Genomic DNA, 15,881 nt, shown 5'->3' on the forward strand with positions numbered 1-15,881 from the left:
GCCTCGATGTAGGAGACACGTCATGGGCGGCTCAACCCATACGTTCGACATGCATGATGCCCCGATCGTAGATATAAAGGAAGATTTGGTATCGTATGCAATCGATAAGGAATTCTTTGATATGAAGAGCTTGAATCTCGACTACCTGAAGACCTTTGTTGCCGTTGTCGAGCGTGGTAGTTTTTCTGCTGCAGCCGATCATCTCCGGCTCACTCAGCCCGCCGTGAGCCTTCAGATTCGCCAGCTCGAGAAAAGCCTCGGCGCAGTGTTGATCGAGCGCGTCGGGCGCGTAGCGAGAGCGACGGTCGCAGGGGAGGAGCTACTGGCACATGCCGCGGGAATTGATGCAGCGGTCACCTCGGCAGTGAACGCCGTTTTCCGTCATGCGAAGGAGGGCGTGGGGCGCATTCGCATCGGCACCGGCGCGACGGCCTGCATCTTTCTGCTTCCGCCTATCCTGACCAATCTGCGCCAACGATTTCCGAACCTCGAAATCACGGTCACGACGGGCAATACCGCGGATATCGTCAAGGCGGTCGAGGGTAATATCCTGGACGTCGGGCTCGTGACGATGCCCGTATCGAGCCGCAGCCTGCACATTGCGCCGGTCATGGATGACGAATTTGTGCTCGTGGCCCCATCAGGCATGCAATTGCCGACTCGTATCACCGCCGCCGCGCTCGCCACCCGGCCCGTCATTCTGTTCGAACCCGGTGGCCATACCCGTAGGATTACCGACGAATGGTTTGCAAGGAGCGGTACGAAGCTCAGGCCTGTGATGTCACTGGGAAGTGTGGAAGCGACCAAGGCGATGGTCGGAGCCGGTCTCGGTTGCGCGATCCTTCCTGCACTCGCGGTCCGCAATGTAGAGTCCGGAAGCAGGATGGTGGTTCGATCCTTGTCCCCGCGTCTTCATCGCAAACTGGTCGCGGTAGTGAGACGCGACAAGCGTCTGTATGGCGGCCTTGCGGAGATCCTCAAATCGTTCCGGACTTTGTCTGAGGATTAGCTGGCCTCTGAATCTTTGGACTGCCAGATAATATGTTTAATCGACATCGCGTCTGAAAGCAGCGGCGGTCCGCGCCGGCTGTTCACCGCACTTGAAACGGTTGTTCGACCTAAAGTCATTAGTTCGGACTGCCGTAATTGAGGCATCAGGGCCGGTTGCTTCCGGTAAGAACGCCGGGGCGACTTTCTTGGAGTCGATCATGAGCTATGTACGCGTCACCGGTAGAGTCACACGCAGCGTCTGCTACTTTCTTTTTTCCATCGCCGTGTTTTCGTTATGGGCATCGCTTGCTGCCGGGGCCGGTTTCATCCTGCTGCATTTGCCTGATGTTTGGGCGTCGCACAGCAACGACGAAAATGCGCGCTTCGCGGTGATGTCGGTCACTGCGTATGCGGTGATTATTGGCGCGCTGTTCCTCATCTTCACTGCGGGCGCTATCGAGCGTTTATCCGATGCAGTGAGAGCGGCGCGTACAACGCTTCGACACCTTCAAAAAATGCACGCGGTGCGCCGCACACGCCGCGACCACGTCTCCGCAGTTGCGCTCCATCCGGTCAGAAATACACACTGACACGCGCTGTTTTACCAGCCTGCTGGTCGTGAGTGCGGGCTGTTTCATATGACCATTGCCGTTGCGGTCTGCGAAAGAGAACTCATCCGGTAACCGCCCGCACCATGTCGATGAACGCCCGCAAGCTCGTCGACATATGGCGGGTGCGCGGAAAGTAAAGAAACAGGCCAGCTATCGTCGGGCACCAATCCTCCAGCACCGGAACGAGTCGCCCATCGCGCAATGCCGCACGCGCATAGGGTTCCGGAACATACGCGATACCGAGCCCATTCATCGCGGCTTCGACGATCAACTGGTTATTGTCCAGCGTCAACGCGCCTGGAACGTCTATCGCCACTTCTTGCCGTCGCTTGAGAAACTCCCAACGATAGCGTTTGCCGCTAGGCAGACGCTGCCGGATGCATTGGTGCTGCATGAGTGCATCGGGTGTTTTGGGCGCCGGATGAGCCGCCAGATATTCCGGCGAAGCAACCGCTAGGAAGCGCATGTCAGGTCCAAGCCGAACCGCCACCATATCCTTGGGCACGGCTTCTCCCAATCTCACGCCTGCGTCGAAGCCTTGCTGAACAATGTCCACCAGTCGTCCGTCCGCTACCAGGTCCAACTCCACGCCGGGATACCGCGCCAGGAATTCCGGCACAACTGTCTGAAGCAATAATCGAATGGCGTTTTCGCCGCCGTTGATCCGCAGCGTACCGGTTGTGTGACCTTGCTCGCCTGCGACTTCCTCCAGTGCGGCGTCGAGATCGCTCATCAGTGGATCAAGACGGCCCAGCAGGCGCTCGCCTGCCTCGGTCAGCGACACGCTGCGTGTCGTCCTGTGCAGCAGACGGGCTCCCACGCTGTCCTCCAATCCGCGCACGGCATGGCTTAGCGTTGAGCGTGTGATTCCAAGCAGGTCGGCCGCGCGCCGGAAGCTGCGGTGTTCGGCAACGGCCATAAAAGCGCGTAGATCGCTCAGTGTCGGCTTGTTCATTGGTGGCCTATTTTCACTTGCTCATGCCATTCATTGGTGATTGTCGCAACAATGATAGCGCCATAGCATGGATCCCTACAGCCCACACCTTTTCTTCACTGGAGGCGCATCATGGCCAAAACCTGGTTCATTACGGGAACATCCACCGGCCTCGGCCGCATCCTCACCGAACGTTTACTGGAGCGTGGGGACCGCGTCGTTGCCACTTTGCGGCGACCCGGAGCATTGGACGAATTACTTGCCCGGCACGGCGATCGCCTGCATGTCGTCACGCTCGACGTGACCAATGTCGAGGCAATCAGAGGCGCCGTTGCAGATGCTTTCGAACGGATGGGGCGCATCGACGTGGTGGTCAGCAACGCGGCCTATGGTCTCTTCGGTGCTGCCGAAGAACTAAGCGACGCGCAGATCGAGCGGCAGATCGCGACCAACCTTGCGGGCTCGATCCAGCTTATCCGCGCAGTCCTGCCGTATCTGCGCGAGCAAGGTGGAGGGCGGATCGTTCAGGTGTCGTCGGAGGGCGGACAAATCGCTTATCCAAACTTCAGTCTTTACCACGCCACCAAGTGGGGGATTGAAGGTTTCGTCGAATCCGTTGCCAAGGAGGTCGCGCCGTTCGGCATCGATTTTCTGATCGTCGAACCGGGGCCGACTCTCACCAACTTTCGCCAGGGTCTGGAGCACGCGCGGCCCATGAATTGCTACGACAGTACACCAGCCGGTGAAGTGCGCAAGGCGGTGTCTTCCGGAAGTTTCGTTCTCAAGGGCGATGCTGCCAAAACGGTCAATGCGATGATTGACGCGGTCGATGCAGATCGGCCGCCTTTGCGGCTGACCTTGGGCAGTACCGCCTACGCCTCGATCAGCCAGGCGTTGGCCGAGCGGCTACAGTCGCTGGAGGCACAGAAAGATCTGGCGCTCTCCGTCGATCGGGACAACTAAGGTCTGTTGACCGGAGCGCTCCTGATAGCTGAACCGGTGCCCGCCGCTTTCGTCAGGCTGAAGAGGAGTGGCAGGTGAAAAGTAATCTTCATACCAGGGAGAGTCGGCCACGGGGCTTTCTCCCTGACGCGGACACGGTGGGCCTGAAGGAGCCATGGACGCCGGTCCGAAGGCATGCGCTCGGACCGGTTCTGTTTCTGGTGATGTCATGCTGTTTCAGCACGGCATTTTCAGCGCAAAAGCAGGTATCAGCGAATGCCGGCCCAGCAAACGCAAACCCAAGCGCAACTCACAAGCCTCATCTCGATCTCTCCGGCAAGACTCGCAAGGGCAAGGCTTCTTACTACGGCCGTAACTTTTACACAAAGAAGATGGCCAACGGTATGCCGATGGATCCGCAATCGAATTCCGCCGCGAGCAAAACGCTACCGCTTGGCACCAAGGCTCGAGTCACCAATCTGAAAAACGGCAGCAGTACGGTCGTCGAAATCAGGGATCGGGGCCCCTACGTCAAGGGCCGAATCGTCGATGTGTCTCCCCAGACTGCCGATAAGCTCGGCTTGAAGGAGAACGGCACGGCTCCCGTCGAAGTCAAGCCGGTTGAAGTGCCGCAGCCTGACGGCAGCGTCAAGGCCGGTTCAGGCGTGGCGGAAAACGTGCGCGGCCAACCGTCGGCCGACTTGCGGGATGGCCGTATTACCAACTGAGCGGGCGCTGTACTGTCTAGCAGGATTGGCGTTAGCGCATCCTATTTCGACGTCGCCAGACGAGTTGACATCCCCGCACTCCGCACGGCCCTGCCACCCACAGCGCAGACGATCAACGCTGCAATCAGCAGCGCACACAACGCCAGCCGCAAGCCCACGAAACCCGCGCCGAATCCAATCAACGGTGGTCCCACCAGAAAGCCCGCATAACCTGCAGTGGCTGCCATCGATACGCCGACAGCAGGTGTCGCAGCCGAGCGGCCCGCAGCGCTGAAAATGACCGGCACGATATTGGCGAGGCCAAGACCGACAAGCACGAACCCGACGACGGCGGTCCAGACATTGGGTAAGCCCAGTACCAGGGCGAAGCCGCTTGCTGCCAGAAAACCACCGAGTCCGACCACAGTACTCGCGCCCAGTCGACGCACGGACACGTCGCCGATCACACGGCACGCCGCCATGGAGAAGGCAAAAGCAGAATATCCGATGGCCGCAACGCTCGCCTCCCGATTCAGGACAGAGCGCAGGAAAACGGCGCTCCAGTCGGCCACGGCGCCTTCAACCATCATGCAAAGAAAGGCCAACGCAGCGAGCTTCATCACACTTGCGTCTGGTAGAGCGAAGCCACCGGCTGCCTTGCTTGCGCGGACCCCGACATCGCGCAGTGCGAGAACTGCCGCCGCGACGATCAGCGCTCCAATGAAAGCGTCGGGAAGCAACAGACCGCCGGCGGCGCCGAAGCCCCACTTCTGTATCAGCGCGCCCGTCGCCGCACCGGTTAGGCCTCCTGCGCTCCATGCAGCATGGAATGACGACATGATCGGCGAGCGCCACTGCGTTTCGATCGCGCTTGCGTGACCGTTCATCGAAACGTCCAGGGCACCATTTGCCGCGCCAAGCAGAAGGAGTACCAGGCAGAGCAATGGAAGATTGGGCGCAAACGCGGGTAGTGGCAGCGCGATAAAAAACGCCACGCCGAGCAGTGCGGTAGCCCGGCCGCTGCCGAAGCGCGGAGCGAGCCTGCCCGCAAGCGGCATGGCGACGATGGCGCCCAGCGCGAAACAGAACAGCGCGATCCCCAACGCACTGTCGCTTAACGAGAGGTGCTCCTTGATGCGCGGAATTTCGACCGCCCACGCACCGATCCCAAAGCCGTTCGCGAGAAAAACCGCGAGAGTGGCAAGACGTTCCCTGATCGGCTTCATGATGTTGCCACCATCACGTTGTCGCAGACTTCTTCGAGTTCGCTGATGCGATCCGCGGCAAGATCGGCTTCAACGATCAGACAGTCGATGGCGGACGCTGGCCCGACAACGAAAGGCGCCGCTGTCATCAGCTTCTCGGTCGTCATCGCGATCGCGAGCACGCTGCTCGATTTGAGCATGGCGCGTTTGAGTTCGGCATCTTCGGCATTGAAGGCGGCAATGCCTTCGACGGGATCGAGGGCGCACGCGCCCAGGAAGCAGACGTCGGCTTTGATCTGCTGGACCTGCAGCAGTGCGGTCGACCCCAGCGCGCCCGCGACATCGCCGCCGACCCTGCCGCCGATCAGAACGATGTCGAAGCCCGGCCGATCCAGCAGACGCAGGCAAGCCTCTGGCGAGTTCGTCACGACGGTCAGTCCTGCGTTGTCCGGAAGCGCCTGCGCGATCGCAACATTGGTCGAACCCGCGTCCAGCAGGATCACCTGCCCGGGCTGCACGATCGACGCAGCAGCAATGGCAAGGCGTTGCTTGCGATCCACATCTGCTTTCATACGCGTCGATGCGTTCAGATGAGACGGCGAAGTCAGCAGAGCGCCCCCGTACACGCGCTTGCACAACCCCGCGCTGGCGAGGTCGCGCAAGTGGCGGCGGACGGTGTGTTCCGACGTGTTGAGTTCGGCCGCGATTTCGGACGCCAGCACCCGGCCCTGGGTTCGCAGACGCTCGAGGATGAGTTGCTCGCGCTCGTCGGGCAGCAGCCCATCCATGGCGTTCTGTCGGCTTCGTTGCATCTGGCGATCCTTGCTCGGTTGGGTGAGTCGATCATAAACGAGCATAATGTATCGCAAACGAGAATCGCCGGCAACGACTGAATTTCAGGAACGTTCCTGCGCACTCAGGAATTCGCCAATCGCCGCAGCGATTTCCGCGGCATGCGTTTCCAGCGCGAAGTGCCCGGTATCGAGAAAGCGCACCACTGCCGCCGGCAGGTCACGCCGGAATGCTTCGGCGCCAGCGGGCAGAAAGAACGGATCGTTTTTGCCCCACACCGCGAGAAGTGGCGGTTGATGGGTGCGGAAATACTGCTGGAACGCCGGGTACAACGCCACATTGCTCCGATAGTCGCGGAACAGATCCAGCTGGACTTCATCTGCACCCGGACGGCTCAGATAAAACTCGTCGAGCGAGTAGCCGTCGGGTGACACGAGTGACGCGTCCGGCACGCCGTGCGTGTACTGCCATACGGTCGTTTCATGTGTCAGCAGCGCGCGAAGCGCTTCGCGATTAGCCGGTGAAGCGTCTTTCCAATAGGCACGGATCGGATTCCATCCGTCGCTCAATCCTTCTTCATACGCATTGCCGTTCTGCGAGATGATCGCGGCGATTCGTTCGGGATGCTTGACGGCAAGCCGGAAGCCCGTTGGCGCGCCGTAATCGAAAACGTACATGGCAAAGCGGTCGAAGCCAATCACCTCGGTGAAACGCCCAATCACCTCCGCAATGTGGTCGAACGTGTACGCAAAGCTTTCACGAGCCGGCATGTCGGACTGCCCAAAACCCGGCAGGTCCGGAGCGACGATATGGAAGCGGTCCGCCAGCTTCGGAATCAGATCGCGAAACATGTGGCTCGAACTCGGAAAGCCGTGCAGAAGCAGCAGTTTCGGAGCGCCTTGACGACCAGCTTCACGATAAAACACCTTGACGCCGTCCACGTCGGCGGAACGATAGCTAATAGAGGACATGAGTTTTCTCCTGAATGAATCAACGGGTCTGCCTGCGGTGCAGAGCAGGGGATGTATACGGATACGAATGTGGCCCGCGTCTTTATTGAGCCGATACTGCGTTGACCGCTTCGACGATCACGTTCGTCACGGCGTCAGGGGCCGTGATCATGGGCGTGTGATCGACCGGGTACGAATGCACCCGCGCGTTCATCCGCTGCGCCATGAACTGCTGGGTGTCGTGACTGATCATGCGATCCTGCTCGGCGATCAGGAACCAGCTCGGAACGTCCTTCCAAAGCGGACGTCCCACCGGCTCGCCAATACAGGCAACCGAAATAGGCCGTTGAACCGCGCGGAGCACTGTCAGTTCCTGTGAAGCCGCGTGTTGTGCGAATGCCGCCGGGAAGGCGTCGTCAGGCAGCCAGATCAGACCGTGCTGGTCCGGTGCAAGCTTGGGCGCCTGCGGATGCGGTTCAGCGCGGTAGAACACTTCGCCAACGGTTTCACCTTCGTCGGGCGCCAGAGCCGCCACATAGACCAGCGCCTTGATGTTGTCTGCGCGCGCCAACCCGACCACTCCGCCGGCGTAAGCGTGTCCGGCAAGCACAACCGGACCGTCGATCCGCTCGAGTGTTCTGTTCAGCGCCGCGACGTCGTCCTGCAGCGACGTAAGCGGCAACGGTGCCGCGACCGCGCGGATGCCTTGTCCTTCCAGACGTTCGATGACCTTGCTCCAGCTCGAACCGTCTGCCCATGCGCCGTGCACAAGCACCACGCTTACGTTGCCAATCGCCATTTTTCGCTCCTTACAAGATAGTGGGTGCCGCTTTGGGTGCGCACACATCGACGTCTCTTTGTAACCTGTCTATTGCGTATTTATAGGTTACAAAGTGCGTATGTAACTTGTCAAGAGCTATTTTAGTGGTTACGATGTGTCTATCGTCACTCTGTATTCGTCACAAGAGATGGACTACCGCCAAATACCCGCAATGTTCCTGGCCGACGCGCCCGGACTGGATTTTCTGAATTCGGTGGCGACGCCGGTGGATGAGGAAGTTGACTGGATTAGCGACGGCGAGGGCCTGTTGGCCTGGCTGGACCAGGCAGCGTTTGTGCCGCGTGAAGCACTCGAAGCCATCCGGCGCCGTTCGACGCTTGCCGAACTCGATGAAGTGGCAGCGAAGGCGCGCGAGTTGCGCGAGTGGTTCAGGGGATTTGTGAAGCAGCACAAGGGACGGCCTCTGAGTGCCAAAGATCTGCGCGAGCTCGAACCGGTGAATCAGTTGCTGGAGCGTGACGAACAGCATCGGGAAATCGACGCGAACACCGTGGATGGCGTGACGACTTTCGAGCTTCGCGCGAAGCGGCGCTGGCAGTCAGCCGAGTCGCTGCTGATGCCGGTGGCCGAAGCGCTGGCCAGACTTGTCTGCGAGGAAGACTTCACGCTGGTGAAAGCGTGCGAAGGGGTGAATTGCACGCTGCTGTTTGCGGATCACACGCGAGGTCACGCGCGCCGCTGGTGCAGCATGGCGCTCTGCGGTAACCGCGCGAAGGTTGCGGCCCACCGCAAGCGCCTCAAGGCGCAGGAACTCAGCCAGTAAGCATCGGCTTATTCGTAGGAAAAGACGTCGCCGAATTTGTCGATGCGCTCGAGCGCCATGCCGGAGCCGCGCACGACGCAGGTCAGCGGCGCCTCGGCGACGAATACAGGCAGGCCGGTCTCCTCGGCGAGCAGCCGGTCGAGATCACGTAGCAGCGCACCGCCGCCGGCGAGCATGATGCCGCGCTCGGCGATATCGGCGCCGAGTTCAGGCGGGGTCTGTTCGAGTGCGATCTTGACCGCCGATACGATCTGGTTCAGCGGATCAGTCAGCGCTTCGAGGATTTCGTTGCTGGAAACGGTGAAGCTGCGCGGTATGCCTTCGGACATGTTGCGGCCCTTCACCTCGATTTCCTTGACTTCGGATCCGGGAAACGCGGAGCCGATGCCTTTCTTGATCGCTTCGGCGGTCTGCTCGCCGATCAGCATGCCGTAGTTGCGGCGGATGTAGTTGACGATCGCCTCGTCGAACTTGTCGCCGCCCACGCGCACCGAGCCTTTGTAGACGATGCCGCCGAGCGAGATCACACCGACTTCCGTGGTGCCGCCGCCGATATCGACCACCATCGAGCCGGTGGCTTCGGAAACGGGCAGGCCTGCACCGGTTGCGGCGGCCATCGGTTCTTCGATCAGATAGACTTTTGCCGCGCCCGCGGTGTGGGCCGCTTCCCTGATCGCGCGACGCTCGACCTGGGTCGATCCGCACGGCACGCAGATCACGATGCGCGGCGACGGCGCAAAAATGTGCGGCGCGTGCACCATCCGGATGAACTGCTTGATCATCTGCTGCGTGATGTTGAAGTCGGCGATCACGCCGTCCTTCATCGGGCGAATGGCTTCAATGTTGCCCGGCACCTTGCCCAGCATCTGCTTGGCTTCCTTGCCGACCGCGAGAATGGTCCGCTTGCCGTTCGGGCCGCCTTCCTGCCGGATGGACACGACCGATGGCTCGTCGAGGACGATACCCTTGCCGCGCATGTAAATCAGCGTGTTTGAGGTGCCGAGATCGATCGCCAGATCGTTGGAGAAGAAGCTGCGCAGAAAACCGAACATTCAACGTCCTGTCTGGCTTGATGCCAGGCGGTTGGTCCATCACATGCGACCATGCGGCAGTCGGGAGAGGAGAGAATAACAGTTTCCCCATCCCGGGGACGCAGCGGTGTATGCGCCACTTGCGCAGCGAGAGGTAGGATACGGCCTGACTTGTCGTTGGAACGACCCATGAACCTCGACCCTCTGAGCGACAGCAAGATCATCGACTCGTGGCGGCACAATGCTTCGCCGTGGACACAGGCAGTACGTGCCCGCGAAATCGAAAGCCGCCGTCTGGTTACGGATCGGGCCATCGTGGATGCGGTGCTGGCTTGCAAGCCCAGGACTGTCATCGACCTCGGCTGCGGAGAGGGGTGGCTAGCGCTCGCGTTGCAGCAACGCGGGATCGGCGTGACGGCGGTGGACGTGGTGCCTGAACTGGTGGCTGCAGCGAAGCAGGCGGGGGTAATCGATGGCAGGGTTCAGTCGTACGAAGAGATCGCTACAGGGCAGCTCAAAGCGAGCGCCGATGTCGTAGTATGCAATTTTTCGCTGCTCGGCAAGGAGTCGGTAGAGGGTCTGCTGCGGATCATGCCAACGCTGCTCGAAGCAGATGGGAGCCTGCTTGTGCAGACGCTCCATCCTCTTGTTTCGTGCGGCGATCTGCCGTACGTTGATGGCTGGCGCACGGGCTCGTGGGCCGGCTTCGGCCCGGCATTTACCGACGCCCCGCCGTGGTACTTCCGTACCTTGCAGGCATGGGTCGAACTGATGCGCGATAGCGGGCTCGTCCTGCGTGCATTGCAGGAGCCGTGGGACCCGAGAACCGGCAAGCCCGCGTCGGTGATTTTTCACGCGCAGGTCCAGGCCCAGGCACCGGTTGGCAAATTGAGTCAGTGACAGGAAATGCGAATCATGATGGAAGATAACCCGCTGTCCGACACGAAGCGGTGGTTGCAAGGACTGGTTCAGGCCGGTGAGGCTGCTGTTCAGGCGGCGGAAAACTGCCCGGAGGCCAACGATCCCGCAAGCGAAGTCGGGATGATGGTGGCGTCGCAGCGCGATCTGGTACGCGGCGAGGTGGTGAAGTTTCGCGCTAAGCTGACCTCGCTTACGCCGGTCAGGCAGAGCGAGAAGAAGTTCGCCGTGACCTTCGACCGCCGCTACTGGAAGCAGGGGACGTTTGTCTATCCGCTGCACGTTTTCCATGACCCAGAGCACCGCTTCTCGGCGGAACAGGTCCAGCAGGTACAGGCGCTCAAGGTTGGCGAAACGGTTGATCTCGCCGACGGCCGGATCGTTCAGCGTCAGGAATAACCAGCCTGTCACGCCGGGATCTCATGCGGCCAGTTCGATCCGGCCTTCGGGTCAACCCCATGCCTAGCGGAAAATCTCGGCAATCAGATTCGCCACGGTGCGGATGCGCTCACTGTCGCGCAGTGCAGGATGCAGCACCATCCACACGTCCTGGTCGAGCGGCTTGATGTGCCGCTCCACGCAGACCAGATCGCTCGTCGTGTCGCCCGCGAGCTGGGCGAGCACGCCGAGCCCGGAGCCGCCCAGCACGCCATCGAACACCCCCATGCCGTAGCTGCTTCGAAGCGAGGGCGCCGGCGCGCCGGTCAGGGTTTTCAGCCATTGCGTGGCCGGATGATCGGGCTGCCGGTCGTCGTAACCGACGAACGACAGCTTGTCCCACTCCTTTCTGGCGATGGCCGCCTTGTGCCGCAGATAGTAATCGCGCGAAGCGAACAGCCCGAAGCGGATGCGGCCAATCCGGCGCACATACAGGTCGCCTTCTTCCGGACACTCGGACCACAGTGCAATGTCGGCTTCGCGCCGCGCGAGGCTATAAGGCCGCCGAGACGTCAGCACTTCGATCTGAAGACCGGGCAGCCGCTCCTGAAACGAGCCAAGCAGCTTCAACAGAATGTACGATGGCCACTCGACCGCATTGATCCGCACCGTGCCGTGCGGGCCGCTGCTGCCGGTCACGTCCGCGGCGCGCTCGATCTGATGGGCGAGGTCTTCCATCTGCTCGGCCCACGCCAGCACCCGTGCGCCGAAGGCCGTCACGGTACAGCCCGACGGCACCCGGTCGATCAGCGGCTCGCCCAGCCGGCGCTCGAGCTCGGTTAGGCGCCGCGAGAGGGTAGGCGCGCTCAGATCGCATGCCGCCGCGGCGGAGCGCATGGTGCCGCCGCGCGCGATGGCCACCAGAATCCTTAGATCGTCCCAGTCCACGTGTTCCATTTTTGAAACGCCCGATTTTGAAATTTGGCATAGCATAACCGAGATCGCGAGGATAGGATTGGACCTGCTCACGCTTGTCCCAGCATATGGTGGCAAACGTGACGTCCTAACCCATCACACGATTCGGCGGCTATCAGTACGTAGACCGAACGAGCGAACAGGAGACACATCAATGATTCGCCATTTCCAACCGGCGCGACGTCGCGCTATCGTAGTCGGTGCAGCCTTCCTGGCCGCGTCGGTTCTGCCCATGTCCACCGCGTTCGCGCAAACCCCGCACAAGCCGAAGGTCGCGCTTGTGATGAAGTCGTTGGCCAACGAGTTCTTCCTCACTATGGAAACCGGCGCCAAGGATTATCAGAAGCAGAATCCGGACAAGTTCGACCTGATCACCAACGGTATCAAGGACGAGACGGACACCGCCAACCAGATCCGTATCGTCGAGCAGATGATCGTGTCGAAGGTCGATGCGCTGGTGATTGCACCGGCTGATTCGAAGGCGCTCGTGCCGGTGCTGAAGAAGGCTGTCGACGCGGGCATCATCGTGGTCAACATCGACAACCAGCTGGACAAGGACGTGCTCAAGTCGAAAGATCTGAACATTCCGTTCGTCGGCCCGGATAACGCCAAGGGCGCGCAAAAGGTAGGCGACTACCTCGCCAAGCATCTGAAGTCGGGCGACAACGTGGCGATTATCGAAGGCGTCTCGACGACGACCAACGCGCAGCAACGCACGCTGGGCTTCAAGAATTCGATGGCGGCCGGCGGCATGAAGGTGGTATCGCTGCAATCGGGCGAGTGGGAAATCGACAAGGGCAACGCGGTCGCGAGCCAGATCCTCAACGCAAACCCGGATGTCAAGGCACTGCTGTGCGGCAATGACAACATGGCGATCGGTGCGGTCTCGGCCGTACGTGCGGCTGGCAAGGCTGGCAAGATCCAGGTGGTCGGCTACGACAACATCAGCGCGATCAAGCCGATGCTCGCTGATGGCCGTGTCCTCGCGACGGCGGATCAATACGCCGCCAAGCAGGCCGTATTCGGTATCGATACCGCTTTGAAGGCACTGTCGGAACACAAGAAGCAGTCGGAATTGTCTGGCGTGGTCGAAACGCCGGTCGATCTGGTCACCAAGTAAGAACGGTATAACGCGTGGCGCCGCCCGGCGCCACGCGCCCGCTTCTGGTCTGATTCGGTCAATTTGATGTCTACTCCAAACCTTTCCCTTGTCGATGCCAAAACCGTGCTGCAGGTTCACGGCATCGGCAAGACCTACGCCGAGCCCGTACTCGCGGATATCTCGCTGGACCTGCGCGCAGGCGAGGTGCTGGCGCTGACCGGCGAAAACGGTGCGGGCAAGAGCACCTTGTCGAAGATCGTCGGCGGTCTGGTGACGCCGACTACCGGCTCGATGACGCTAGGCGGCACGGCTTACACGCCCGCGAGCCGCAAGGACGCTGAAGCGCTTGGCGTGCGCATGGTCATGCAGGAACTGAACCTGCTGCCGACGCTTTCTGTTGCCGAAAATCTGTTCCTGAACCGCTTGCCGCAGCGCGGCGTGTTCGGCTGGATCGACCGCACCAAACTGCGCGAGGATGCGCGGCACGCCATGGCGCAAGTCGGGCTCGACGCGATCCATCCCGATACGCTGGTGGGTACCCTGGGCATCGGGCATCAGCAGATGGTCGAGATCGCCCGCAATCTGATCGGCGATTGCCGTGTGCTGATCCTCGACGAACCCACCGCGATGCTGACGGCGCGCGAGGTCGATCTGCTGTTCGAGCAGATCGAGCGGCTCAAGTCGCGTGGCGTCGCGCTGGTGTATATCTCGCACCGGCTGGAAGAATTGAAACGTATCGCGAAGCGCGCCGCCGTGCTGCGTGACGGTCGGCTCGTGCATGTCGACGAAATGGCGAATCTCTCTGCCGACCGTCTCGTGACGCTGATGGTCGGGCGCGACATTGGCGAGTCGATCGATCTTGGCGAGCGGCGCATTGGCGAGGTCGCGTTGAAGGTCAGCGGGATGACCCGCGAGCCCGTGGTGTACGACGTTTCCTTCGAAGTGAAGGCCGGTGAGATTTTCGGCATCAGCGGTTTGATCGGCGCGGGCCGCACCGAATTGATGCGGCTTATCTACGGCGCGGATCGCGCCGATGCCGGCGAAGTGTCGATTGCATATGGCGGCGGTGCGCTCGAGAAAGTGCAGATCACCTCGCCAGTAGACGCCGTGAAGCATGGCGTCGCCCTGATTACGGAAGATCGCAAAGGCGAAGGCCTCCTGCTCACGCAGCCGATCGCCGCCAATATTTCGCTCGGCCATCTGGGCGCCGTGTCGAAGAACGGCGTAGTGGACGCGCGTCGCGAGGCGGCCATGGCGGGCCAGCAGATCGACGCCATGCGCGTGCGTTGCTCAGGACCGGCTCAGGTCGTATCCGAGCTTTCGGGTGGTAATCAGCAGAAGGTGGTGATCGGCCGCTGGCTCGCGCGCGATTGCACGGTGCTGTTGTTCGACGAACCCACGCGCGGCATCGACGTTGGCGCGAAGTTCGATATCTACGCCTTGATGGGCACCCTCGCGCGGGAAGGCCGTGCTTTGGTGGTGGTGTCGAGCGATCTGCGCGAATTGATGTCGATTTGCGACCGCATCGGCGTGATGTCGGCAGGACGGATGACGGGACTGTTCGAGCGCGGCGCCTGGACCCAGGACGGGCTGCTCGCAGCGGCGTTCGCGGGCTACACGCAGCGCGACGAAATCCTGCACGAGCCGATCGCGCCCGATGCACACGTGCCCGGCGGCAAGCCCGGCGACAAATTAGTGGAGTACTAAGCATGACCGCACCAACCAGCCTGCCTACGCTGCAGAACGAACCGCCCAAGAACGCAAAGCCGGTCGGCACGCGTCTTGGCTTCTCGAACTACTTGGGACTGCTTGGCGCGCTGCTCGGCATGATCGTACTGTTTTCGCTGCTGAGCTCGCACTTCCTCACCTACGACACGTTCAGCACGATCGCTAACCAGATCCCCGATCTGGTGGTGATGTCGATCGGCATGACCTTTGTGCTGATCATCGCGGGCATCGACCTGTCGGTCGGCTCCGTGCTGGCGCTCGGCGCGGCATTGACGAGCATCGCGGCATTGCAATGGCATTGGCCGGCGCTGCCGTCTGCCTTGCTCGGCATGGCGGGCGCAACCTTGACGGGCTGCGTGACCGGCACGATTACCGTGGCGTGGCGGATTCCGTCATTTATCGTGTCGCTCGGCGTGCTCGAGGGGGCACGCGGCATTGCGTATCAATTGACCAACTCGCGCACGGCTTACATCGGCGATGCGTTCGACTTCCTTTCCAACCCGATCGCGTTTGGCATTTCGCCCGCGTTTCTGATCGCTATCATCGTGATGGTCGTTGCGCAGTTCGTGTTGACGCGCACGGTGTTTGGCCGCTATCTGGTCGGTATCGGCACCAACGAGGAAGCGGTGCGTCTCGCAGGCGTCAATCCGCGGCCCTACAAGATCGCGGTATTCGCGATGATGGGTCTGCTCTCCGGCCTCGCCGCGCTGTTCCAGATCTCACGTCTCGAAGCGGCAGATCCGAATGCCGGCTCGGGCATCGAATTGCAGGTGATTGCAGCGGTGGTGATTGGCGGGACGAGTTTGATGGGTGGGCGTGGCTCGGTGACCAGCACCTTCTTCGGCGTGTTGATCATCTCGGTGCTGGCCGCAGGTCTCGCGCAGATTGGCGCTACCGAACCCACCAAGCGCATTATTACAGGGGCCGTCATTGTCGTGGCGGTCGTGCTGGATACCTATAGAAGCCGGCGTCGCGCCGCATGATCCCGTCATTCGGCGAATGATCGGCAGGAGA

The 15,881-nt window shown here is 61.1% G+C and carries 17 protein-coding genes; 10 read left to right on the forward strand and 7 right to left on the reverse strand.

Annotated elements, in window-relative coordinates:
• The first annotated feature begins 22 nt into the window (after positions 1-22).
• Positions 23-1,009 carry a LysR family transcriptional regulator gene (locus P3T24_RS01650; protein ID WP_429431834.1) on the forward strand — a complete coding sequence of 329 codons (987 nt, stop codon included), beginning with the start codon at positions 23-25 and terminating at the stop codon, positions 1,007-1,009.
• A 187-nt stretch (positions 1,010-1,196) separates the two neighbouring features.
• Complete coding sequence (locus P3T24_RS01655) at positions 1,197-1,580, forward strand: hypothetical protein (protein ID WP_429431837.1); 384 nt, start codon at positions 1,197-1,199, stop codon at positions 1,578-1,580.
• 82 nt (positions 1,581-1,662) lie between these two features.
• Here P3T24_RS01655 and P3T24_RS01660 read toward each other — a convergent pair whose 3' ends face one another.
• Entirely contained in the window at positions 1,663-2,556 is an 894-nt protein-coding gene (locus P3T24_RS01660; RefSeq protein ID WP_429285910.1) for a LysR family transcriptional regulator, read from the reverse strand.
• Positions 2,557-2,667: 111 nt separating this feature from the next.
• On the opposite strand from P3T24_RS01660, the gene P3T24_RS01665 reads away from it, so the two are divergent.
• On the forward strand, positions 2,668-3,498 hold the full coding sequence (locus tag P3T24_RS01665; protein WP_429431840.1) for an SDR family oxidoreductase: 831 nt from the start codon (positions 2,668-2,670) through the stop codon (positions 3,496-3,498).
• Positions 3,499-3,572: 74 nt separating this feature from the next.
• Positions 3,573-4,205, forward strand: a complete 633-nt coding sequence (locus P3T24_RS01670; RefSeq protein ID WP_429431843.1) for a septal ring lytic transglycosylase RlpA family protein — start codon at positions 3,573-3,575, stop codon at positions 4,203-4,205.
• Positions 4,206-4,246: 41 nt separating this feature from the next.
• Here P3T24_RS01670 and P3T24_RS01675 read toward each other — a convergent pair whose 3' ends face one another.
• From P3T24_RS01675 to P3T24_RS01690, 4 genes are all read right to left on the reverse strand, one after another.
• Positions 4,247-5,410, reverse strand: coding sequence for an MFS transporter (locus P3T24_RS01675; RefSeq protein ID WP_429285907.1), 1,164 nt, complete (start codon positions 5,408-5,410; stop codon positions 4,247-4,249).
• A complete protein-coding gene (locus tag P3T24_RS01680) occupies positions 5,407-6,201 on the reverse strand; it encodes a DeoR/GlpR family DNA-binding transcription regulator (RefSeq protein ID WP_429431846.1) in 795 nt (264 codons plus the stop codon). Before P3T24_RS01680 ends, P3T24_RS01675 begins: the two co-directional genes overlap by 4 nt.
• Before the next feature lie 84 nt (positions 6,202-6,285).
• A complete protein-coding gene (locus tag P3T24_RS01685) occupies positions 6,286-7,152 on the reverse strand; it encodes an alpha/beta fold hydrolase (RefSeq protein ID WP_429431849.1) in 867 nt (288 codons plus the stop codon).
• 82 nt (positions 7,153-7,234) lie between these two features.
• Entirely contained in the window at positions 7,235-7,930 is a 696-nt protein-coding gene (locus tag P3T24_RS01690; RefSeq protein ID WP_429431852.1) for an alpha/beta fold hydrolase, read from the reverse strand.
• Between the two features lie 169 nt (positions 7,931-8,099).
• Between P3T24_RS01690 and P3T24_RS01695 the strand changes: the two genes are divergently transcribed.
• Positions 8,100-8,735, forward strand: coding sequence for a CGNR zinc finger domain-containing protein (locus tag P3T24_RS01695; protein ID WP_429431855.1), 636 nt, complete (start codon positions 8,100-8,102; stop codon positions 8,733-8,735).
• Between the two features lie 8 nt (positions 8,736-8,743).
• Here the strand turns inward: P3T24_RS01695 and P3T24_RS01700 are convergent, their stop codons facing one another.
• The gene (locus tag P3T24_RS01700; RefSeq protein ID WP_074268999.1) at positions 8,744-9,787 is read right to left on the reverse strand and encodes a rod shape-determining protein; all 1,044 of its coding nucleotides are present in this window, start codon (positions 9,785-9,787) and stop codon (positions 8,744-8,746) included.
• Between the two features lie 168 nt (positions 9,788-9,955).
• Here P3T24_RS01700 and P3T24_RS01705 point away from each other — a divergent pair, with 168 nt between their 5' ends.
• Both P3T24_RS01705 and P3T24_RS01710 read left to right on the forward strand, forming a co-directional pair.
• On the forward strand, positions 9,956-10,666 hold the full coding sequence (locus P3T24_RS01705) for a class I SAM-dependent methyltransferase (protein ID WP_429431858.1): 711 nt from the start codon (positions 9,956-9,958) through the stop codon (positions 10,664-10,666).
• A gap of 15 nt (positions 10,667-10,681) precedes the next feature.
• Positions 10,682-11,083 (forward strand): hypothetical protein, encoded by a 402-nt coding sequence (locus P3T24_RS01710; protein ID WP_074268997.1) that lies wholly within the window; start codon positions 10,682-10,684, stop codon positions 11,081-11,083.
• Between the two features lie 63 nt (positions 11,084-11,146).
• Here P3T24_RS01710 and P3T24_RS01715 read toward each other — a convergent pair whose 3' ends face one another.
• Positions 11,147-12,019, reverse strand: a complete 873-nt coding sequence (locus P3T24_RS01715; protein WP_074268996.1) for a LysR family transcriptional regulator — start codon at positions 12,017-12,019, stop codon at positions 11,147-11,149.
• 172 nt (positions 12,020-12,191) lie between these two features.
• Here P3T24_RS01715 and P3T24_RS01720 point away from each other — a divergent pair, with 172 nt between their 5' ends.
• From P3T24_RS01720 to P3T24_RS01730, 3 genes are all read left to right on the forward strand, one after another.
• Complete coding sequence (locus tag P3T24_RS01720) at positions 12,192-13,157, forward strand: sugar ABC transporter substrate-binding protein (RefSeq protein WP_074268995.1); 966 nt, start codon at positions 12,192-12,194, stop codon at positions 13,155-13,157.
• A 66-nt stretch (positions 13,158-13,223) separates the two neighbouring features.
• Positions 13,224-14,846, forward strand: coding sequence for a sugar ABC transporter ATP-binding protein (locus P3T24_RS01725; protein ID WP_429431861.1), 1,623 nt, complete (start codon positions 13,224-13,226; stop codon positions 14,844-14,846).
• Positions 14,847-14,848: 2 nt separating this feature from the next.
• The gene (locus P3T24_RS01730; RefSeq protein ID WP_429285900.1) at positions 14,849-15,850 is read left to right on the forward strand and encodes an ABC transporter permease; all 1,002 of its coding nucleotides are present in this window, start codon (positions 14,849-14,851) and stop codon (positions 15,848-15,850) included.
• The last annotated feature ends 31 nt before the right edge of the window (positions 15,851-15,881 follow it).

The organism is Paraburkholderia sp. GAS33 (assembly GCF_050436645.1).
Classification (GTDB): Bacteria; Pseudomonadota; Gammaproteobacteria; order Burkholderiales; family Burkholderiaceae; genus Paraburkholderia; species Paraburkholderia phenazinium_B.